The sequence below is a fragment of the Streptomyces sp. NBC_00461 genome, assembly GCF_036013935.1.
GTDB lineage: Bacteria > Actinomycetota > Actinomycetes > Streptomycetales > Streptomycetaceae > Streptomyces.
In genome coordinates, this window is record NZ_CP107902.1 from 5,062,359 (window position 1) to 5,081,357 (window position 18,999).

General features: G+C 71.5%; 19 protein-coding genes. 11 read left to right on the top strand and 8 right to left on the bottom strand.

Annotation, left to right across the window (positions count from 1 at the left end):
• The first annotated feature begins 25 nt into the window (after window positions 1-25).
• From OG870_RS23735 to OG870_RS23745, 3 genes are all read left to right on the top strand, one after another.
• A complete protein-coding gene (locus OG870_RS23735) occupies window positions 26-505 on the top strand; it encodes a hypothetical protein (RefSeq protein WP_266517941.1) in 480 nt (159 codons plus the stop codon).
• Between the two features lie 286 nt (window positions 506-791).
• Window positions 792-1,637 carry a J domain-containing protein gene (locus tag OG870_RS23740; RefSeq protein WP_405624606.1) on the top strand — a complete coding sequence of 282 codons (846 nt, stop codon included), beginning with the start codon at window positions 792-794 and terminating at the stop codon, window positions 1,635-1,637.
• Between the two features lie 296 nt (window positions 1,638-1,933).
• Complete coding sequence (locus OG870_RS23745) at window positions 1,934-2,263, top strand: rhodanese-like domain-containing protein (protein ID WP_266588292.1); 330 nt, start codon at window positions 1,934-1,936, stop codon at window positions 2,261-2,263.
• Between the two features lie 15 nt (window positions 2,264-2,278).
• On the opposite strand, the gene OG870_RS23750 is transcribed toward OG870_RS23745, so the two are convergent.
• The 6 genes from OG870_RS23750 to paaA all read right to left on the bottom strand — a co-directional run bounded on the left by OG870_RS23750 (window position 2,279) and on the right by paaA (window position 7,256).
• Window positions 2,279-3,412, bottom strand: a complete 1,134-nt coding sequence (locus OG870_RS23750) for an acyl-CoA dehydrogenase family protein (protein WP_266583057.1) — start codon at window positions 3,410-3,412, stop codon at window positions 2,279-2,281.
• A 203-nt stretch (window positions 3,413-3,615) separates the two neighbouring features.
• The gene (locus OG870_RS23755; RefSeq protein WP_266583055.1) at window positions 3,616-4,677 is read right to left on the bottom strand and encodes a 2Fe-2S iron-sulfur cluster-binding protein; all 1,062 of its coding nucleotides are present in this window, start codon (window positions 4,675-4,677) and stop codon (window positions 3,616-3,618) included.
• Window positions 4,677-5,204, bottom strand: coding sequence for a 1,2-phenylacetyl-CoA epoxidase subunit PaaD (gene paaD, locus OG870_RS23760; RefSeq protein ID WP_266517949.1), 528 nt, complete (start codon window positions 5,202-5,204; stop codon window positions 4,677-4,679). Before paaD ends, OG870_RS23755 begins: the two co-directional genes overlap by 1 nt.
• On the bottom strand, window positions 5,198-5,920 hold the full coding sequence (paaC, locus tag OG870_RS23765) for a 1,2-phenylacetyl-CoA epoxidase subunit PaaC (protein WP_266588290.1): 723 nt from the start codon (window positions 5,918-5,920) through the stop codon (window positions 5,198-5,200). The genes paaD and paaC overlap by 7 nt, the downstream gene beginning before the upstream one ends.
• Window positions 5,921-5,976: 56 nt before the next feature.
• Window positions 5,977-6,264 (bottom strand): 1,2-phenylacetyl-CoA epoxidase subunit PaaB, encoded by a 288-nt coding sequence (gene paaB, locus OG870_RS23770; RefSeq protein ID WP_054242083.1) that lies wholly within the window; start codon window positions 6,262-6,264, stop codon window positions 5,977-5,979.
• Complete coding sequence (gene paaA, locus OG870_RS23775) at window positions 6,261-7,256, bottom strand: 1,2-phenylacetyl-CoA epoxidase subunit PaaA (protein WP_266583053.1); 996 nt, start codon at window positions 7,254-7,256, stop codon at window positions 6,261-6,263. Before paaA ends, paaB begins: the two co-directional genes overlap by 4 nt.
• A 312-nt stretch (window positions 7,257-7,568) precedes the next feature.
• Between paaA and OG870_RS23780 the strand changes: the two genes are divergently transcribed.
• The 3 genes from OG870_RS23780 (at window position 7,569) to OG870_RS23790 (ending at window position 10,718) form a co-directional block, all read left to right on the top strand.
• Window positions 7,569-8,600 (top strand): DUF5819 family protein, encoded by a 1,032-nt coding sequence (locus tag OG870_RS23780; RefSeq protein ID WP_266583051.1) that lies wholly within the window; start codon window positions 7,569-7,571, stop codon window positions 8,598-8,600.
• Window positions 8,597-9,886: an HTTM domain-containing protein gene (locus OG870_RS23785; protein WP_266583049.1), complete on the top strand. Its 1,290-nt coding sequence runs from the start codon at window positions 8,597-8,599 to the stop codon at window positions 9,884-9,886. The genes OG870_RS23780 and OG870_RS23785 overlap by 4 nt, the downstream gene beginning before the upstream one ends.
• A gap of 67 nt (window positions 9,887-9,953) precedes the next feature.
• Window positions 9,954-10,718, top strand: a complete 765-nt coding sequence (locus OG870_RS23790) for a TrmH family RNA methyltransferase (RefSeq protein ID WP_266517964.1) — start codon at window positions 9,954-9,956, stop codon at window positions 10,716-10,718.
• Here the strand turns inward: OG870_RS23790 and paaN are convergent.
• Window positions 10,715-12,421, bottom strand: coding sequence for a phenylacetic acid degradation protein PaaN (gene paaN, locus OG870_RS23795; protein WP_266517967.1), 1,707 nt, complete (start codon window positions 12,419-12,421; stop codon window positions 10,715-10,717). The genes OG870_RS23790 and paaN overlap by 4 nt on opposite strands.
• Window positions 12,422-12,581: 160 nt before the next feature.
• On the opposite strand from paaN, the gene OG870_RS23800 reads away from it, so the two are divergent.
• Together OG870_RS23800 and OG870_RS23805 are read left to right on the top strand one after the other, a co-directional pair.
• The gene (locus tag OG870_RS23800) at window positions 12,582-14,099 is read left to right on the top strand and encodes a 3-hydroxyacyl-CoA dehydrogenase (protein ID WP_266517969.1); all 1,518 of its coding nucleotides are present in this window, start codon (window positions 12,582-12,584) and stop codon (window positions 14,097-14,099) included.
• Window positions 14,096-14,704 (top strand): TetR/AcrR family transcriptional regulator, encoded by a 609-nt coding sequence (locus OG870_RS23805; RefSeq protein WP_266583041.1) that lies wholly within the window; start codon window positions 14,096-14,098, stop codon window positions 14,702-14,704. The genes OG870_RS23800 and OG870_RS23805 overlap by 4 nt, the downstream gene beginning before the upstream one ends.
• A 15-nt stretch (window positions 14,705-14,719) precedes the next feature.
• Here OG870_RS23805 and OG870_RS23810 read toward each other — a convergent pair whose 3' ends face one another.
• Window positions 14,720-15,220, bottom strand: coding sequence for an Lrp/AsnC family transcriptional regulator (locus OG870_RS23810; RefSeq protein ID WP_405624609.1), 501 nt, complete (start codon window positions 15,218-15,220; stop codon window positions 14,720-14,722).
• Between the two features lie 174 nt (window positions 15,221-15,394).
• Between OG870_RS23810 and pdhA the strand changes: the two genes are divergently transcribed.
• Genes pdhA through OG870_RS23825 form a run of 3 tightly spaced genes read left to right on the top strand, consistent with a single transcriptional unit; the run spans window position 15,395 to window position 18,899 of the window.
• Window positions 15,395-16,540: a pyruvate dehydrogenase (acetyl-transferring) E1 component subunit alpha gene (gene pdhA, locus OG870_RS23815; RefSeq protein WP_266583039.1), complete on the top strand. Its 1,146-nt coding sequence runs from the start codon at window positions 15,395-15,397 to the stop codon at window positions 16,538-16,540.
• A complete protein-coding gene (locus OG870_RS23820) occupies window positions 16,540-17,544 on the top strand; it encodes an alpha-ketoacid dehydrogenase subunit beta (RefSeq protein WP_266517977.1) in 1,005 nt (334 codons plus the stop codon). The genes pdhA and OG870_RS23820 overlap by 1 nt, the downstream gene beginning before the upstream one ends.
• Entirely contained in the window at window positions 17,544-18,899 is a 1,356-nt protein-coding gene (locus OG870_RS23825; RefSeq protein WP_327691391.1) for a dihydrolipoamide acetyltransferase family protein, read from the top strand. The genes OG870_RS23820 and OG870_RS23825 overlap by 1 nt, the downstream gene beginning before the upstream one ends.
• Window positions 18,900-18,999: the final 100 nt, after the last annotated feature.

Genomic DNA, 18,999 nt, shown 5'->3' on the forward strand with positions numbered 1-18,999 from the left:
GGAGACGGCCGGTGAGGAGCGTGGGGTGAGGTACGTCGACCTCGACGGGCGGGACGGTGATGTGACAGGGATCATCGACCCGCGGCCCTATCTGGCCCGGCTGCCGGTGCTTGCCCCGCAACTGCCGCCGGGGGCACGGGCGTTCGCCACGGACTCGGGGCACTACGACTTCCACGGCAAGCGCTGTGTGAAGGATCTCAGACCGCAGGGTGTGCGGCGGATGGGCGACGACGAGATCGAGATCCGCTTCGGTCACAACTGCTTCAAGCACGACCAGGACCTCCTCGTGCGGTACGAAGGGGTCTCGCGCTTCCAGGTGGACGTCCTGGACGTGTGCGACGTGAGCGGGCTGGGCGATGTGATCCTCGACGAGGTGCTGCCGCACGAGGACGGCTGCACCCACGAGATCGCGTGCCGGCCCGGGACCCTGCTGGTGGCCTGCCGGGACCTGGCGGTGGAGTGGGTGGACGCGGAGTGTGCTGAGGCTCGGGGCGAGGGGCGGTGACGTCGGGGGCCTCAGGGACGGGACGGGGCCGCTGAGGGCTCGTGCGGTCCCTGGTAACACCTCTGGGCATGGCCGCCTGCGCATGACCGTCTGGGCATGACCGTCTGGACTCGTCGAGGCGGTCGATGGCCGGGTGCAGGGCCATGCCGGGTGCTGAGCATGGCGGAGTTCCGAGCTGGAAGGAGTGCTGAGCACGGCGGTCGAGGTGTCGGGCGGGCGGTGCCGTCGGGGACGGCGGTGTCGGTGCGCCGGAGTGGTCGACCCCGTCGTGGCCTAGGCTGGGCGGGTGACGAGCCCGGAAGCTGAGCAGGGTGGTGTCGCCGCCGGTGAGGCGCAGGCGACGCCCGAAAACGGTGCGCCGCGTCCCGAGGAGCGGCTGGAGCGAGCCGTGCGGGCCGCCGAGCAGGCGCTGATCGAGTACGAGATCGCGGTGGAGACCTTCCGCGTCGAGGTCGAGAACTTCTCCCGGCTGCACCACCAGAAACTCGGCCCGATGTACGCCCGCCTCGACGAGCTGGACGCGGAGATCGCCGAGGCCCGGGCCGCCCGCACCGGCGACCCCGAGGACCTGCGCAAGGCGGACGAGGCCCGGGCCCGGGTGATGCCGATGCCCGGAGTCGAGGAGCTGTTCCACGGCTGGATGGACGGGGAGGGCCTCTTCCCGGAAGCCGTGGCGATGCTCACGGACCAGCCCGTGCGGCCTCCGCAGCGGGTGCGCCCCAGCGACGAGGCCCGCAAGCTCTATCGCGAACTGGCCCGCAAGGCCCACCCCGACCTGGCACAGGAGGACACCGAGCGGGCGCGGCGCGAGGAGTTCATCACCCGGGTCAACGCCGCCTATGCCCGGGGCGACGAGGCCCTGTTGCGGGAGCTTGCCGAGGAGTGGGCCAAGGGACCGGCGCCGCAGGAGCGCGGTCCGAGCCACAGCGAGGAGCTCTACGCCCGCCTCGAATGGCTGGCCCAGCGCAAGGAGCTGCTCTCGCTGGTAGCCAAGGACCTGGAGGAGAGCGCGATCGGCGCGATGCTGCGGCTGGCACCGGACGATCCCGACCGGCTCCTGGAGGAGATCGCCGAAAAGCTCCTGGCCGATGTCTCCCAGCGTGAAGCGGAGCTGGCTGAGCTGCTGGGGTGAGGCGCCGGTCGCGGCCGCGGGTGCCGTCCCTGGGGGCGTGTGACCTGGGGCGTATGACCTGTGGGGCGTATGACCCGGGCGTGCGGCGCATGCGCGCCGATGCTGCGAGGTGGTTGTGAGGCGGTCGTGCGGCGGTTGTCTTTTGGTGCGGGCTGTCGTTTCGGTGCAGGGCTGTCCCCGGATCGCTGTGCTTGTGGGCCCGGTCGTCCCGTGCGCTCTGGTCGCCCGTTCCGTGGCCGCCCGTTCCGTGGTCGCCCGTGTCGGGTAGCGTCTGAGACATGCATTTCGGAGCTGGTGTGCCCACGGTCGAGGTCGGGGACCTCAAGGACGGCGACTTCCTGCTGGACGTCCGCGAGGACGACGAATGGCAGGCGGGTCATGCCCAAGGGGCACTGCACATCCCCATCAGCGATTTCGTCGCGCGCTACGGCGAGCTCACCGAGGCCGCGCCGCAGGACGGCCGCGTCAACGTGATCTGCCGCTCCGGCGGTCGTTCGGCGCAGGTCACGATGTACCTCGTCCAGCAGGGCATCGACGCCGTGAACGTCGACGGCGGCATGCAGGTGTGGGCGGCCGCGGGCCGCCCCGTCGTGACGGACGAGGGGCAGGCCGGGTTCGTCCTGTAGCCCGCGAGGGCCGGCTCAGCCGAGCGGGTGCGCCGCCAGCAGGTCGCCCAGGGCCTCCTCGTGCGCCGCCGCCGGGCCGAGCTGCAGCTCCAGGTGCTTGGCCCAGGCGTGGTACCGGTGCAGGGGGTACTCGACATCGGCCCCGAACCCGCCGTGCAGATGCTGTGCGGTCTGTACGACCCGCCGTACGCCCTCCGAGGCCCAGATCTTGGCGACGGCGACATCACCGGAGACGGGCAGCACGCCGGACGCCGCCGAGGCGATCCGCCACGCGGCCTGCCACAGTGTGACCTCCATCGCGCGCAGGTCGATATAACGGTCGGCGGCCTGCACGGCAACGGCCTGGAAGGTCGCGACGGGGAAGCCGAACTGCTCCCGTTTGCCGGTGTATTCACTGGTCATCCCGAGCACCCGCTCGCCCAGGCCGAGAGCCAGCGCACATGTCCCGCAGGTCAGCAGCTCGCGCAGCCATTCCCAGGCGCCGTCGGCGTCGATGACGTCACGGGCCGCCATCCGCGCGGATTCCAGGCGCAGTTCGCCGAGCCGCTCGCCGGTGGTGGAGATCTGCTCACCGAGGCCGACGCCCTGGTGGACGCGGGGGACCACGGCGAGGAGTGTCCGGCCGGCGGGCGTGTGGGCCGGTACGACGACGAAGTCGGCGGTGTGCGCCCACGGCACCGCCGTCTGCACCCCGTCCAGGATCCACGCGTCGCCGTCCTGCTGCGCGGTCACGGCGAGTTCGGCCGGATCGTGGCCGGTGAGGCCGTTCGCGGCGACGGTCAGCACCACCTCGCCCCGTCCGGCACGGGCAAGCAGCGACGACCTCAACTCCGCGCCACCGTAGGCCTGTACGGCGGCCGCGGCGGCGCTGGTCTCCAGCAGCGGTACGCGCGCCAGTACCTTGGCCGACTCCCGCAGCACCAGGCAGAGCGCGATGGCGTCCAGGCCCGCCCCGCCGTGCTCCGTGTCCAGCAGCAGGCTCAGCAGGTCCGCCTCGGCGAGCCTGCTCCACAGTGCACGGTCGAAGTCGTCGGCGACGGCGCCCGGGACCAGCGAGGGACTGGGCACCGCGTCCGGCACGACCCCGGCGAACACCCCCCGTGCCGCCTCGGCCGCCGCCTGCTGCTCCTCGGTGAAGGTGAAGTCCACGTCCTGTCCCTCCAGCGGGTCCGCTGATCTGACGGACCGTCAAGATAGAACAGGTTCTAGAAGAAGGGAACGGTGCGGCCGAGTCGACCGGAGCGGCGCCGGTGGGGTCTGGCCTTGCGGCACAGCCTGTCGCGGCCCGGCAGCCCGATGCCGCCCGTCCCGCCGCGGCCCAGCCCACCGTCGCGCCGCCCGGCCCGACGCCGTCAGCGGTCGAAGTCCAGCTCCACCTTCTCCGTCACCGGATGCGACTGGCACGCCAGCACATACCCGGCATCCGTCTCCTCCGGCTCCAGCGCGAAGTTGCGGTCCATGCGCACCTCGCCGTTGACCAGGAAGGCCCGGCAGGTCCCGCACACTCCGCCCTTGCAGGCGTAGGGCGCGTCGGGCCGGTTGCGCAGGACCGTCTCCAGCAGGGACTCGCCGTCCTGCACGGGCCAGGTCCCGCCGCGCCCGTCGAGCCGGGCGGTCACCGTGCTGTGCGCGGGGGCGGTCACGGCCGCGGTGGGTGCGGTGGCGTCCACGTGGAAGATCTCCTCGTGGATGCGCGTGCGGGCCACACCGAGTCCGCGCAGGGCCCGCTCAGCCCCTTGCACCAGCCCGAACGGTCCGCACAGGAACCATCCCGTCACCTGTCCCACCGGCAGCAGCGCCGGGAGCAGCCCGGTCAGCCGCTCCTGGTCGAGCCGCCCGGACGGCAGGCCCGCCTGCTGTTCCTCCCGGGACAGCACCGTCACCAGCTGCAGCCGTTGCGGATGGCGGTCCTTCAGGTCGGCGACCTCGTCGAGAAACATCGTCGAGGCGGCCGTCCGGTCGCTGCGTATCAGACAGAACCGCGCCTCCGGCTCGCGCGAGAGCAGCGTCGAGACGATCGACAGCACCGGGGTGATGCCACTGCCGCCCACGATCGCCGCGTACAGGCCGGGTGCCGGGTCGAGAGTGAAGCGGCCGGCCGGGGTCATCACCTCCAGCTCGTCGCCGACGTTGATCTCCTTGAGTGCGTAGGTCGAGAACGCTCCGCCCTCGACCAGCCGCACCCCGACCCGCAGCGTGTGGGGGCCTTCGCCGTCGAGGGACGGGGCCGGGGAGCAGATCGAGTACGTGCGCCGTATCTCTGCTCCCTCGGTTCGGCGGCGCAGCGCGAGGTGCTGGCCCGCGGCGTGCCGGTACTCCTCGCGCAGGTGAGGCGGCACGGTGAGAGTGAGGGCCACGGAGTCGTCGGTGAGCCGGTCGACCGCCGCCACCAGGAGCGCGTGGAATCGGGCCATCACAACTCCTTGAAGTGGTCGAAGGGTTCACGGCAGTCAAGACAGCGCCGCAGTGCCTTGCAGGCGGTGGAGGAGAAGCGGCTGAGCAGCTCGGTGTCGGCGCTGCCGCAGTGCGGGCAGTGCACGGGGTCCGGTGCGGCGGCCGCCGTGCGCGTCGGACCGAGGTCGAGGGGGACCGGTCCCGACTCCGCCCGCACGCGCGGGGGCGCTATCCCGAACTCCCGCAGCTTGCGCCGCCCTTCGGCCGTGATGTCGTCGGTCGACCAGGCGGGCTGCAGCACCGTGCGGACGGTGACGTCGCGCATGCCGTGCGCGTGCAGCACCCGCTCTATGTCCAGGGCCATCGCCTCGATGGCCGGGCAGCCGGTGTACGTCGGCGTCAGCTCGACCTCGACCGCGTCCGCGCCGCGCACATGCACCGCGCGCACGACACCGAGCTCCTGCAGGCTGAGCACGGGCAGTTCTGGGTCGGGCACCGCACCCGCGGCCGCGAGGAGTTCCGCCTCCAATGCGGTGGTCGTCACCATGACGCCCCCGGGTGACTGCGGTGCAGGTGCTGCATCTCGGCGAGCATCCGGCCGAAGGGCTCGGTGTGCACGCCCTGGCGTCCCGCGCCGGCCGTCCACCCCCCCGTCCGCGGCCCGTCGGGGACCGTCAGGGTGGCCTGGTGCAGCACGGCCTGGACGGACTCCAGCCAGGCCCTCTCCATCCCGGCCCCGTCGACCTCCAGACCGTCCACCGGCTGGAACATCTCGCCGGTGAACCGCCACAGGGCCGTGCACGCGCGCTGCATGCGCTCGTGGCCGGCCTCCGTGCCGTCGCCGAGCCTCAGGGTCCACTGCTCGGCGTGGTCGCGGTGGTAGGCGACCTCCTTGACGGCCTTCGCGGCCAGGCCGGCGAAGGGGCCGTGGCCGGTGGCCAGTTCCGCGTACAACAGGTGCTGGTAGGTGGAGAAGTAGAGTTGGCGGGCGATGGTGTGGGCGAAGTCGCCGTTCGGCTGTTCCACCAGCTGGAGGTTGCGGAAGGCGCGTTCCTCCCGCAGATACGCCAGCTCGTCCTCGTCGCCCACCATCGACAGCAGCACGCGGGCCTGGCCCAGCAGGTCCAACGCGATGTTGGCGAGGGCGACCTCCTCCTCCAGAACGGGGGCGTGCCCCGCCCACTCTCCGAGGCGGTGCGAGAGCACCAGGGCGTCGTCGCCCAGGGCGAGGGCGGCCGTCGGGGGAGCTGTGGGCGCCGTGATGGCTGTGGTTGCTGTGGTTGCTGTGGTTGCCCCAGGGTCGGTGGTCTCAGGGGTGGTCACAGGTGCTTCACCCCCTCCGGGATCTCGTAGAACGTCGGGTGCCGGTATGGCTTGTCGGCGGACGGTTCGAAGAACGGGTCCTTCTCGTCCGGTGACGACGCGGTGATCGCGGACGAGGGGACGACCCAGATCGAGACGCCCTCGCCGCGGCGGGTGTACAGGTCACGGGCGTTGCGCAGGGCGAACTCCGCGTCCGGGGCGTGCAGGCTGCCGGCGTGGGTGTGGGAGAGGCCGCGGCGTGAGCGCACGAAGACCTCCCACAGGGGCCAGTCGGTGTTCGTCATGCTCGCGTCGCTCCTGTCTCGCCGGTGTGCTTGGCCGCGTACGCCGCGGCCGACTCCCTTACCCAGGCGCCCTCGTCGTGGGCGCGCCTGCGCTGGGTGATCCGCTGCTCGTTGCACGGGCCGTTGCCCTTGAGGACCTCCCGGAACTCCGTCCAGTCGATCGCGCCGAAGTCGTGATGTCCCCGCTCCTCGTTCCACCTGAGGTCGGGGTCGGGGAGGGTGAGGCCGAGGGACTCGGCCTGGGGGACGCAGATGTCGACGAAGCGCCGGCGCAGCTCGTCGTTCGAATGCCGCTTGATCTTCCACGTCATCGACTGCTCGGAGTGTGCCGACTCGTCGTCGGGCGGGCCGAACATCATCAGGGACGGCCACCACCAGCGGTTCACCGCGTCCTGCGCCATCTCGTGCTGTTCCGGAGTGCCGCGGCTGAGGGCGAGCAGCAGCTCGAACCCCTGGCGCTGGTGGAAGGACTCCTCCTTGCAGACGCGGACCATCGCGCGTGCGTAGGGGCCGTAGGAGCAGCGGCACAGCGGGACCTGGTTGGTGATCGCGGCGCCGTCCACCAGCCAGCCGATCGCGCCTACGTCCGCCCAGGTCAGCGTCGGGTAGTTGAAGATCGAGGAGTACTTCTGCCGACCCGAGTGGAGCTTGTCGAGCAGCTCTTCGCGGCTGGTGCCGAGCGTCTCGGCGGCGCTGTACAGATACAGGCCGTGTCCCGCCTCGTCCTGGACCTTGGCCATCAGGATGGCCTTGCGGCGCAGGCTGGGCGCGCGCGTGATCCAGTTGGCCTCCGGCTGCATGCCGATGATCTCGGAGTGGGCGTGCTGTGCCATCTGCCGGACCAGCGTCGCGCGATAGGCGTCGGGCATCCAGTCCCGCGGCTCGATGCGCTCGTCGGCGGCCACGGCGGCGTCGAAGGCACGCTCGTACGCACCGATGGCGGCGGTGTCCTCCTCGGTGCCGTACGTCTGGTGCGTGGCTGCTGTCGCCATGAGGTCCCCCTCGACCTGGACTCTGTCCGGAGCGCGCTCCCGACCGATCGTTCGGTTCATGCGCTTCCATGGTGGGACGGGCGCCGTAAGGTGTCAACCGCTGTGGATAACCTGCGGGCGTGCCCTGTGGACAAAGGGGGGACCTCGCGTACGCCGTGGTCGGTCGGTCCGACAGGGGCTGTGCCGCGCGGGCGGGCCTGAGTACGGTGCCCGTGCGAGTGCGGTGGCGCGCTGCGCACAGGCGGTACGGCGCCCCTGCGGCCGGGCGGCCGGGGCGCCGGAAGAACGACCGGGATCGGGAGACGGGGCGGAATGGACGCGTACGGCACAGACTCGGACGCCCGGCGCGGGCCGGACGGGCCCGGCGGTGCGCCGGACCCGGGCGAAGCGCCCGAGGCGAGCGGCCCGTCCGAGCCTGACGGATCTCTGGAAGCGGGCGGCCCGTCCGAGCCTGACGGATCTCCGGAAGCCGATGGTCCGCGCGAGCCCGACGGTCGATCTGATCTTGACGGTTCACCCGCTGCCGACGGCGGACCGAAGCGGATTGCCGGTTCGAAGCGGATCGCCGGTCCGGACACGGGCGGAGCCGATCTTGGGGCCTGGCCCCCCGCAGGTGCCGCACCGGCCCCCGCACCGGCACCCGCACCCGACTCCACCTCTGCCTCCACCTCTGACCCCGGTCCGCACCTGGCGCCGCGTACTGGTGTGGCCGCTCTCTCCCCGCGCTACCAGATCGGCGCCGCGCTGGCGCTCGCGGTCGTCGCCGTCGTCGTCTGTGTGCACGTCGGCATGGTCTTTCTGCATGTCTCGCCGGCGAACACGCTGACCAAGGCGCACGGCAAGGCGATCGACGACTGGATCTACCCGGAGTTCGAGCAGAACTGGAAGCTCTTCGCGCCGAATCCGCTGCAGCAGAACATCGCGCTCCAGGTCCGCGCCGAGGTGCAGGCGAAGAACGGCGAGCTGCGGACGACCGGCTGGTACGACCTGTCCGCCGAGGACGGCCGGGCCATCGACGGCAATCTGCTGCCCAGCCACACCCAGCAGAACGAGCTGCGCCGGGCCTGGGACTTCTTCGTCGCCACGCACGACAGCACCAACCGCTCGACGGGCCTGCGCGGCACCCTGTCCGAGTCCTACCTGCGGCGCATCGTGATGCTGCGCCTGGACCGCGACGACGTGTCCGGCAACGGTGGCGTCATCGAGCAGGTCCAGGTGCGTTCCCGTACCACCAACGTGCCGCCGCCGAAGTGGAGCACGGAGAAGATCTCGGACAAGCCCATGGACCGTGTGCTGCCCTGGTGGCTCGTCACGGCCGCCGACACCGACGGAGGAGCCGAGTGAACCGCTTCGCCCTGGCGGTCTCCTCCGCCATCGCGCGCATCACCGGGGCGGCGCTCGGCCCGTATCAGACCGCCGTGGTCCGCATAGGCTTCAGCGCGACCTGGCTGCTGTTCCTGCTGCGCGAGATCCCCCACCGCGAGGAGTTGTACGGCCCCGGAAGCCCGTGGAGCTGGGACCTCGCCCAGCAGCTGATCTCGTCCAACAGCGCCTTCACGGCTCTGATGTGGTCGGACAGCCGGGGCTGGTTCGAGGTCGTCTACGTGCTCGCCGCCTTGTCGAGCCTGCTGCTGCTGCTCGGCTGGCGCACCCGCACGATGTCCGTTCTGTTCATGATCGGTGTCCTTTCGCTGCAGAACCGCAGTGTCTTCATGGGGGACGGCGGCGACAACGTCCTGCACCTGATGTCCGTCTACCTCGTGTTCACGCGCTGCGGCCAGGTCTGGTCGCTGGACGCGCGGCGGGCACGGCTCGCGCGTGAGGCACGCGCGCGTGGGCAGTACGTCCCGGATCAGCACGGCCGGGATCAGTACGGCCCGGATGTGTACGGCCCGGAGCAGTACGTGTCGGACCAGTACGTCTCGGACCGGGTCGGCCCCGCGCTCTGGGGCCTGCTCGGGTTCGCGCTGGTCGCGGTGACCGCCGGCGGCCGGTTCGACGGCGTCGACCCGACCGTGCCGGTGATCCTGTGGGTCGTGTGGCTCGCCTCCGCCCTGTCGTGGGCCGTGAGGCGCCGGGTGAAGAGCGGCGAGCCCCGGATACTGCTGGACGTCATAGCCAACATCGTCCACAACGGCGCCCTCTTCGTGATCATGGCAGAGGCCTGTCTGATCTACGCGACAGCCGGCTGGTACAAGATCCAGGGCACGCGCTGGCAGGACGGCACCGCGGTCTACTACCCCCTCCACCTGGACTACTTCACGCCCTGGCCCGGGCTCGCCGACCTGCTGTCCTCCAGCGGCACGATGGTGATGCTCGTGACGTACGGGACGGTGATCGTGCAGGTGGCCTTCCCGTTCACACTGTTCAACCGGCGGGTCAAGAACGTCCTGCTGGCCGCGATGATGACCGAGCACGCCGTGATCGCCGTGGTCCTCGGCCTGCCGTTCTTCTCGCTGGCCATGATCGCGGCGGACGCGGTCTTCCTGCCGACGTCGCTGCTGCGCCGCGTGGGCGGCTGGGCGGCACGCGGGCGTGAGCGCCTCTTCGCCCGCGACGGCCGTGTGACGCTGCCGGGCCCGCGGGCGCCGGAGAACCCCGAGCCCACACGAGCGGGCTCCACGGCGTAGGCGCAGCGCCCAACACCACTGGGTTCCACGGCGTGAGCGCAGCGCACGCGCACGTAGGCTGCACGCCATGACCGACCCCACTGCCGGCCCTGTGAGCGACTGGCGCCGGCTCGCCGGCACCTGCGTGCTGCTCGACGGCTTCCACGCCCTCAAGCACGCCGTGCGTTTCGGAGCCGAGGTGCCGGTGGCGGTCACGGTCGACCGGCGGGCGGCGCTCGCCCTCGCCGACGAACTGGCCCCCGACGTACGGGACAGGCTGGGCGAACTCCTCACCGAGGTGCCGGAGCCGGCGTATCGGAGTCTGGTCCCGCGCCCGCATCCCACCGCCGTGGCGGCTTTGGCCGTACGACCGTCCCGCGCCGCCAACCTCGACAGGCTGGCGCACACCCCCCGCACCGCCCCCGTCGTGGTCCTCGACAACCCGCGCAACCTCGGCAACGCGGGTGCCGTGATCCGGCTGGCCGCCGGGTTCGGCGCGACCGGGGTGGTCACCACCGGCACGCTCGACCCCTGGCACCCCACAGTCGTGCGCGGCGGGGCGGGACTGCACTTCGCGACCGCCGTGGAACGGCTGGCCGTCGACGAGCTGCCGACGGGCCCGCTGTACGCCCTGGACCCTGAGGGCGACGACATCCGGGGGGTCAAGCTCCCGGACGACGCCGTCCTCGCCTTCGGCTCCGAGCGCAGCGGGCTGTCCGCCGAACTACGCGCGCGTACCGACCACTTGCTGGCCCTCCCGATGCGTCCCCAGGTCTCCAGCTACAACCTGGCGACGAGTGTGGCCATGGCGCTGTACCACTGGAGTGCCACCGGGGGCGCGAGCGCTCTCTAGGCCTCCCGGCGGACCTCCACCACACGGAAACGGTTGGCCACGAACGCGCCGTCCGTGAGCGCCGCGTTGGCCGCCGGGTTGCCGCCCGAGCCGTGGAAGTCGGAGAAGGCAGCCGTCTGGTTCACGTACACCCCGCCCGTGAGGTTCAGCGACAGCTGGGCGGCCTCTTCCAGGCACACCTCCTGGACCGCCTGCTCGACCTCCTCGTCGGTCGTGTACGCCCCGACCGTCATCGCGCCCTTCTCGCGGATGGTGCGCCGCAGCAGCTCCGCCGCGTCGGCCGCCGAGTCGACCGCGACCGCGAACGAGACGGGACCGAAGCACTCGCTCATGTACGCGGCCTCGTCGTCCGCCCCCTCCCAGTATTTCCGCGCGCCGTCCAGCTTCACGATCACGGGGGTGCGCACGATCGCGTCCGGGAACTCCGGGTTGCTGATCTCCCGTGAGGCCAGGGCGACTTCGCCGAGGCCGGCCGCCGCCTCCAGGCGGGCCTTCACGTCCGGGTTGACGATCGCGCCGAGCAGGGCGTTCGCGCGCGCGTCGTCGCCGAGCAGACCGTCCACCGAGCGGGCGAGGTCGGCGACCACCTCGTCGAAGGTGCGGGGCCCTTCGTCGGTGCGGATGCCGTCACGCGGAATCAGCAGGTTCTGCGGGGTGGTGCACATCTGGCCGCTGTACAGCGACAGCGAGAACGCCAGGTTGGAGAGCATGCCCTTGTAGTTCGACGTGGAGTCCACGAGAACCGTGTTGACGCCGGCCTTCTCCGTGTAGACCTGCGCCTGGCGGGCGTTGGCCTCCAGCCAGTCGCCGAAGGACGTCGAGCCCGTGTAGTCGATGATCCGGATCTCCGGGCGGGTGGCCAGCGTCTTGGCGATGCCCTCGCCGGGCCGCTCGGCGGCCAGGGCGACCAGGTTCGGGTCGAAGCCCGCCTCGGCGAGCACCTGACGGGCGACCTGCACGGTGAGCGCGAGCGGCAGCACCGCGCGCGGGTGGGGCTTGACCAGGACCGCGTTGCCGGTGGCCAGGGAGGCGAACAGGCCCGGATAGCCGTTCCACGTCGGGAAGGTGTTGCAGCCGATGACCAGCGCGATCCCGCGCGGGACGGACGTGAACTGCTTGGTCAGCGCGAGCGGGTCGCGCTTGCCCTGCGGCTTGGTCCATTCCGCCGTGTCGGGTGTGCGGACCTGCTCCACGTACGCGTACGCCACCGCCTCCAGGCCGCGGTCCTGCGCGTGCGGGCCGCCCGCCTGGAACGCCATCATGAACGCCTGGCCGCTGGTGTGCATGACCGCGTGCGCGAACTCGTGCGTCCGGTCACTGATCCGCTTGAGGATCTCCAGGCACACCACCGCGCGCATCTCCGCGCCCGCGTCCCGCCACGCGCGCTGTCCGGCCTTCATGGCGGGCAGCAGTTCGTCGACGTCGGCGTGCGGGTAGGTCACACCCAGCTCGATGCCGTACGGCGAGACCTCGCCGCCCACCCAGTCGTCCGTCCCGGGCTGGCCGAGGTCGAGGCGGGTGCCCAGGAGGGCGTCGAAGGCGGCCTTGCCCGCCGCCATGTCCAGGCTGCCGCTCTCGCCGTACGCCTTGGGGTGTTCGGGGTGCGGGGACCAGTACGCGCGCGTGCGGATCGCTTCCAGCGCCTGGTCGAGGGTGGGCCGGTGCTGGGAGATCAGCTCGTGCGTGGTCAGTTCGGCGGCCATGCTGGGTCAACTCCTCGTCTTGTGAACTCTTCGTCGAGCTCATGACCTGGGCAGAAACATGGGCAGGAACAGCCGGTCAGAGTTAGAGTAACCGAACGATCGGTCGGGACAAGGGGGTCCGCCGCATCTGTGGAAAACCCCGTGCGGGAGGATCGCGCACATGACAGCACTCGACCTCAGCAGCCCCGTGGCCGTCGTCGGCACCGGCACCATGGGCCAGGGCATCGCCCAGGTCGCACTGGTCGCAGGCCATCGCGTACGGCTGTACGACGCCGCTGCCGGGCGCGCCCGGGAAGCCGCCGAGGCCATCGGCGCCCGCCTCGACCGGCTCGTCGAGAAGGACCGGCTCGCGGCCGCCGACCGGGACGCGGCACGCGACCGTCTGCTGCCCGCCCAGAGCCTCTCCGAGCTCGCCGACTGCTCCCTGGTCGTCGAGGCCGTCCTGGAGCGGCTGGACGCCAAGCAGGAGCTGCTGCGCGAACTGGAGGGCATCGTCGGCGAGGACTGTCTGCTCGCCACGAACACCTCGTCCCTGTCCGTCACCGCCATCGGCGCCGCGCTGCGCAACCCCGGCCGCTTCCTCGGCCTGCACTTCTTCAACCCCGCGCCGCTGCTGCCCCTCGTCGAGGTCGTCTCCGGGTTCGCCACCGACGTCTCGTCGGCCACGCGCGCGTACGAGATGGCACGCGCGTGGGGCAAGACGCCCGTCGCCTGCGCCGACACCCCCGGGTTCATCGTCAACCGCATCGCACGGCCCTTCTACGCCGAGGCGTTCGCGGTCTACGAGGCCCAGGGCGCGGAACCCGCCACCATCGACGCGGTGCTGCGCGAGTCCGGCGGCTTCAGGATGGGCGCCTTCGAGCTGACCGACCTCATCGGGCAGGACGTCAACGAGTCGGTCACACACTCCGTGTGGCAGTCCTTCTTCCAGGACGTGCGCTTCACGCCGTCGCTCGCCCAGCGGCGTCTGGTCGAGTCGGGCCGGCTCGGCCGCAAGAGCGGTCACGGCTGGTACGACTACGGCGACGACGCCGAGAGCGCCGAGCCGCACACCGCGGAGCCCGCACAGCCGCCCGCGTACGTCGTCGTCGAGGGCGACCTGGGCCCCGCGTCCGAACTGCTCGCGCTGATCCGCGAGGCGGGCATCGCCGTACGCGAGGAGGACGAGGACCACGGCACCCGGCTGGTCCTGCCGGGCGGCGGCCAGCTGGCGCTCGCCGACGGCCAGACCTCCGTGGAGTTCCGCGACGTCGTCTACTTCGACCTCGCCCTCGACTACCGCAGGGCCACCCGCATCGCCCTGTCCGCGTCCCAGGACACCGCGCCGAAGACCCTCGCGGAGGCCACCGGCCTCTTCCAGGCGCTCGGCAAGGACGTCAGCGTCATCGGCGACGTACCCGGCATGATCGTCGCCCGCACGGTCGCCCGGATCGTCGACCTGGCGCACGACGCCGTCGCCAAGGGCGTGGCCACCCAGGAGGACATCGACACCGCGATGCGCCTGGGCGTCAACTACCCGCTCGGACCCTTCGAGTGGAGCCGCAAGCTGGGCCGCAACTGGGCGTACGCCCTCCTCGACGACCTGCACCTGCGCGACCCCTCCGGGCGTTATGCGCCGTCCCTGGCGCTGTACCGCCACGCGTACGCCACCGACAAGCGGGAGGGCAGCACGTCATGACCACCGCCAAGCGCGACACGTACACCCCGGAGACGCTGCTGTCCGTCGCCGTCCAGGTCTTCAACGAGCGCGGCTACGACGGCACCTCCATGGAGCACCTCTCCAAGGCGGCCGGCATCTCCAAGTCGTCGATCTACCACCATGTGGCCGGCAAGGAGGAGCTGCTGCGCCGGGCCGTCAGCCGGGCGCTCGACGGACTCTTCGGGATCCTCGACGAGGAGCACGCGCGCGTGGGACGCGCCGCCGAGCGCTTCGAGTACGTCGTCCGGCGCATGGTCGAGGTGCTGATCGGCGACCTGCCGTACGTGACGCTGCTGCTGCGCGTGCGCGGCAACACGGCCACCGAGCGGTGGGCCCTGGACCGGCGCCGGGACTTCGACCACCAGGTGGCCGAGCTGCTGAAGGCGGCGGCCGCCGACGGGGACGTGCGCGAGGACGTGGAGGTGCGGCTCGCCACGCGACTCGTCTTCGGGATGATCAACTCGATCGTCGAGTGGTACCGGCCGGATGGACGCGGCACGAGCGAGCGCGAAGTCGCCGACGCGGTCGTGCAGTTGGTCTTCGGAGGTCTCCGCAAGGAGACGAAGGAGACCAAGGAGGCCTGAGAGGCACTCTCAGGCTCAGCCCTGCGGCTCCAGGTCCTCCTCCTCGAACACCAGCAGCGTCCGCGTACTCAGCACTTCCGGCATCGCCTGCAGCCTGGTGAGCACCACCTCGCGCAGCGCCCTGTTGTCCGAGGTGTGCACCAGCAGCAGCACGTCGAAGTCGCCGCCCACGAGAGCGATGTGGGAGGCCCCCGGCAGCTGTCTGAGCTGCTCGCGCACCGTGCGCCAGGAGTTCTGGACGATCTTCAGGGTGATGTACGCCGAGGTGCCCTGACCTGCGCGCTCGTGGTTGACGCGGGCGCCGAAGCCGCGGATGACACCGTCCTCGATGAGGCGGTTGATACGCGCGTAGGCGTTGGCGCGCGAGACGTGCACCCGTTCCGCGACCGACCGTATCGACGCGCGGCCGTCCGCTTGGAGCATCTGCAGGATGTCCAGATCGATCGCGTCGAGGGGACGGGGCATCGGTAGCTGGCCGCCGCCCTCCGCCCCTTCGGCCATTTGTTCAGGTGCCATGTCCCCCCGCCTCCCTACCATGGACGTACTGCGTTCATTTGAGGTTGTGGAGAACCGTTTGTCCACAGCCTGAAGGTGCCTGTAGCCAAAATGTGCCGACGACCGAACAATCGGTAGGTGAGGCGCATCACACCCGTGGCGCGCCTGAAGCCGCTCCCACGAGGAGGTGCCGTCATGACGGTCATGGAGCAGCGGGGCGCGTATAGGCCGTCCCCGCCGCCCGCCTGGCAGCCGCGCATGGACCCCGCGCCGCTGCTGCCCGACGCGGAGCCCTACCGCGTCCTCGGCACCGAGGCGGCGGCGAAGGCCGACCCGGCGCTGCTGCGCCGCCTGTACGCCGAGCTGGTACGCGGCCGCAGGTACAACGCGCAGGCGACCGCCCTCACCAAGCAGGGCCGCCTCGCGGTCTACCCCTCCACCACCGGCCAGGAGGCCTGCGAGGTCGCCGCCGCGCTGGCCCTTCAGGAGCGCGACTGGCTCTTCCCGAGCTACCGCGACACGCTCGCCGCCGTCGCACGCGGCCTGGACCCCGTCCAGGCGCTCACTCTCCTGCGCGGCGACTGGCACACCGGCTACGACCCGCGCGAGCACCGCGTGGCACCCCTGTGCACCCCCCTCGCCACCCAGCTCCCGCACGCCGTCGGCCTCGCGCACGCCGCCCGCCTCAAGGGCGACGACGTGGTCGCGCTCGCCATGGTCGGCGACGGCGGCACCAGCGAGGGCGACTTCCACGAGGCGCTGAACTTCGCCGCCGTCTGGCAGGCCCCGGTCGTCTTCCTGGTCCAGAACAACGGCTTCGCGATCTCCGTCCCGCTGGCCAAGCAGACCGCGGCCCCGTCGTTGGCCCACAAGGCCGTCGGCTACGGCATGCCCGGCCGCCTGGTCGACGGCAACGACGCGGCCGCCGTGCACGAGGTACTCAGCGACGCCGTGCGGCACGCGCGCGAGGGCGGCGGGCCCACGCTGGTCGAGGCGATCACGTACCGCATCGACGCCCACACCAACGCCGACGACGCGACCCGCTACCGCGGCGACACCGAGGTCGAGACCTGGCGTGAGCACGACCCGATCGCGCTCCTGGAGCACGAGCTGACCGAACGTGGTCTGATCGACGAGGACGGCATACGGGCCGCCCGCGACGCCGCCGAGACCATGGCCGCCGACCTGCGTGAACGCATGAACCAGGACCCGGTGCTCGACCCCATGGACCTGTTCGCCCACGTCTACGCCGAGCCCACCGGCCAACTGCGTGAGCAACGGGCCCAGTTGCAGGCCGAGCTGCACGCGGAGCTGCACACGGAGCAGGAAGGCGGGCACTGATGACCACCGTCGCCCTCAAGCCGGCCACCATGGCGCAGGCCCTCACGCGGGCGTTGCGCGACGCCATGGCCGCCGATCCCACCGTGCACGTCATGGGCGAGGACGTCGGCACCCTGGGCGGTGTCTTCCGGGTCACCGACGGGCTGGCCAAGGAGTTCGGCGAGGACCGCTGCACGGACACGCCGCTGGCCGAGGCGGGCATCCTCGGGACGGCCGTGGGCATGGCGATGTACGGACTGCGGCCGGTCGTCGAGATGCAGTTCGACGCGTTCGCCTATCCGGCGTTCGAGCAGCTGATCTCGCACGTGTCCCGCATGCGCAACCGCACGCGCGGCGCGATGCCGCTCCCCCTCACCATCCGCGTCCCCTACGGCGGCGGCATCGGCGGCGTCGAGCACCACAGTGACTCCTCCGAGGCGTACTACATGGCGACTCCCGGGCTCCATGTGGTCATGCCCGCCACGGTCGCCGACGCCTACGGCCTGCTGCGCGCCGCCATCGCCTCCGACGACCCGGTCGTCTTCCTGGAGCCCAAGCGCCTGTACTGGTCGAAGGACTCCTGGAACCCCGAGCACCCGACGGACGTTGAACCGATAGGCCGCGCGGTGGTGCGGCGCTCGGGCCGGAGCGCCACGCTCATCACGTACGGACCGTCGGTGCCCGTCTGCCTCGAAGCCGCCGAGGCCGCACAGGCCGAGGGCTGGGACCTCGAAGTCGTCGACCTGCGCTCCCTGGTGCCGTTCGACGACGAGACGGTAGGCGCTTCGGTGCGGCGGACCGGGCGCGCGGTCGTCGTGCACGAGTCGGGCGGGTTCGGCGGCCCGGGCGGGGAGATCGCGGCCCGTGTCACCGAGCGCTGCTTCCACCACCTGGAGGCGCCGGTGCTGCGCGTGGCCGGGTTCGACATCCCGTATCCGCCGCCGATGCTGGAGCGACACCACCTGCCCGGCGTGGACCGGATCCTGGACGCCGTGGGGCGCCTGCAATGGGAGGCCGAGAGCTGATGGCACACGCGTCTGACATGCACAGCCTGGAGTTCAGGCTTCCCGACCTCGGGGAGGGGCTCACCGAAGCGGAAATCGTCCGTTGGCTCGTCGAGGTCGGAGACCTCGTCACCATCGACCAGCCGGTCGTCGAGGTCGAGACGGCCAAGGCGATGGTCGAGGTGCCCTGCCCCTACGGCGGTGTGGTCACCGCCCGCTTCGGCGAGGAGGGCGCGGAACTGCCCGTCGGGGCCCCGCTGATCACGGTGGCGGTCGGCGCGCCGGCCACCGGCCGCGAGACGGAGGGCTCGGGCAACGTACTGGTGGGCTACGGCACGTCGGAGGCGCCCGCGCGGCGGCGGAGGGTGCGGCCGGGACAGGAGGCGCCCGCGGCGTCCCGGGAGGCGAACGGACAGGTCGGTGCCCCCGTGGCCGCGGACGGACCCGTTCCCGTGATCTCGCCGCTGGTGCGCAGGCTCGCCCGGCAGAACGGCCTGGACCTGAAGGAGATGACGGGCTCCGGCCCCGACGGGCTGATCCTGCGGGCGGACGTGGAGTACGCGCTGCGTGCCGCCGAGGCTCAGGGGCGGACGGGGCTGACGGGGCTGACGGCGGAGCAGTCGGCCGACCTCGACGCGCGCGTGAAGCCCGCGCCGACCCCGACCCCGCCCGCGGCCCACGGCACGGAAATCCGCGTCCCGCTCAAGGGCGTCCGAGGCGCCGTCGCCGACAAACTCTCCCGCAGCCGCCGCGAGATACCGGACGCGACCTGCTGGGTGGACGCCGACGCCACCGAACTCATGCGCGCGCGGACCGCGATGAACGCGGCAGCCGGGGTTACCCGGATCTCCCTGCTCGCCCTGCTGGCAAGGATCTGCACGGCTGCTCTCGCCCGCTTCCCCGAGCTCAACTCCACGGTCGACATGGAGGCGAGGGAGGTCGTCCAGTTCGACCACGTGCACCTCGGATTCGCCGCGCAGACCGAGCGGGGTCTTGTCGTCCCGGTCGTGCGGGACGCGCACGCGCGGGACGCCGAGGCGCTGACGGCGGAGTTCGCCCGGCTGACCGAGGCGGCCCACGCGGGACGGCTCACGCCCGGAGAACTCACCGGCGGGACCTTCACGTTGAACAACTACGGAGTGTTCGGCGTCGACGGCTCCACGCCGATCATCAACCACCCCGAGGCCGCCATGCTCGGCGTCGGCCGCATCGTCCCCAAGCCCTGGGTGCACGAGGGCGAGCTCGCGGTGCGACAGGTCGTCCAGCTCTCGCTCACCTTCGACCACCGGGTGTGCGACGGCGGCACGGCGGGCGGCTTCCTGCGGTACGTGGCGGACTGCGTCGAACAGCCGGCGGTCCTGCTGCGCACTCTGTGAGCGTGCGCGCCGCGTGACACAGACCGCGTGACCGCGTGACCGCGTGAGCCGTGTCCCCGGGGACACCCGCACATTCTCCGGTGACCCGGTGGCCCGGTGG

Excerpts from the sequence above, each read along its gene's own strand:
- OG870_RS23755 (WP_266583055.1), bottom strand. The coding sequence starts at position 4,677 with ATGGCCCGATTCCACGCGCTCCTGGTGGCGGCGGTCGACCGGCTCACC.
- paaD (WP_266517949.1), bottom strand. The coding sequence starts at position 5,204 with ATGGTGACGACCACCGCATTGGAGGCGGAACTCCTCGCGGCCGCGGGT.
- paaB (WP_054242083.1), bottom strand. The coding sequence starts at position 6,264 with ATGACGAACACCGACTGGCCCCTGTGGGAGGTCTTCGTGCGCTCACGC.
- paaA (WP_266583053.1), bottom strand. The coding sequence starts at position 7,256 with ATGGCGACAGCAGCCACGCACCAGACGTACGGCACCGAGGAGGACACC.
- OG870_RS23780 (WP_266583051.1), top strand. The coding sequence starts at position 7,569 with ATGGACGCGTACGGCACAGACTCGGACGCCCGGCGCGGGCCGGACGGG.
- OG870_RS23790 (WP_266517964.1), top strand. The coding sequence starts at position 9,954 with ATGACCGACCCCACTGCCGGCCCTGTGAGCGACTGGCGCCGGCTCGCC.
- paaN (WP_266517967.1), bottom strand. The coding sequence starts at position 12,421 with ATGGCCGCCGAACTGACCACGCACGAGCTGATCTCCCAGCACCGGCCC.
- OG870_RS23800 (WP_266517969.1), top strand. The coding sequence starts at position 12,582 with ATGACAGCACTCGACCTCAGCAGCCCCGTGGCCGTCGTCGGCACCGGC.
- OG870_RS23805 (WP_266583041.1), top strand. The coding sequence starts at position 14,096 with ATGACCACCGCCAAGCGCGACACGTACACCCCGGAGACGCTGCTGTCC.
- OG870_RS23810 (WP_405624609.1), bottom strand. The coding sequence starts at position 15,220 with ATGGCACCTGAACAAATGGCCGAAGGGGCGGAGGGCGGCGGCCAGCTA.
- pdhA (WP_266583039.1), top strand. The coding sequence starts at position 15,395 with ATGACGGTCATGGAGCAGCGGGGCGCGTATAGGCCGTCCCCGCCGCCC.
- OG870_RS23820 (WP_266517977.1), top strand. The coding sequence starts at position 16,540 with ATGACCACCGTCGCCCTCAAGCCGGCCACCATGGCGCAGGCCCTCACG.
- OG870_RS23825 (WP_327691391.1), top strand. The coding sequence starts at position 17,544 with ATGGCACACGCGTCTGACATGCACAGCCTGGAGTTCAGGCTTCCCGAC.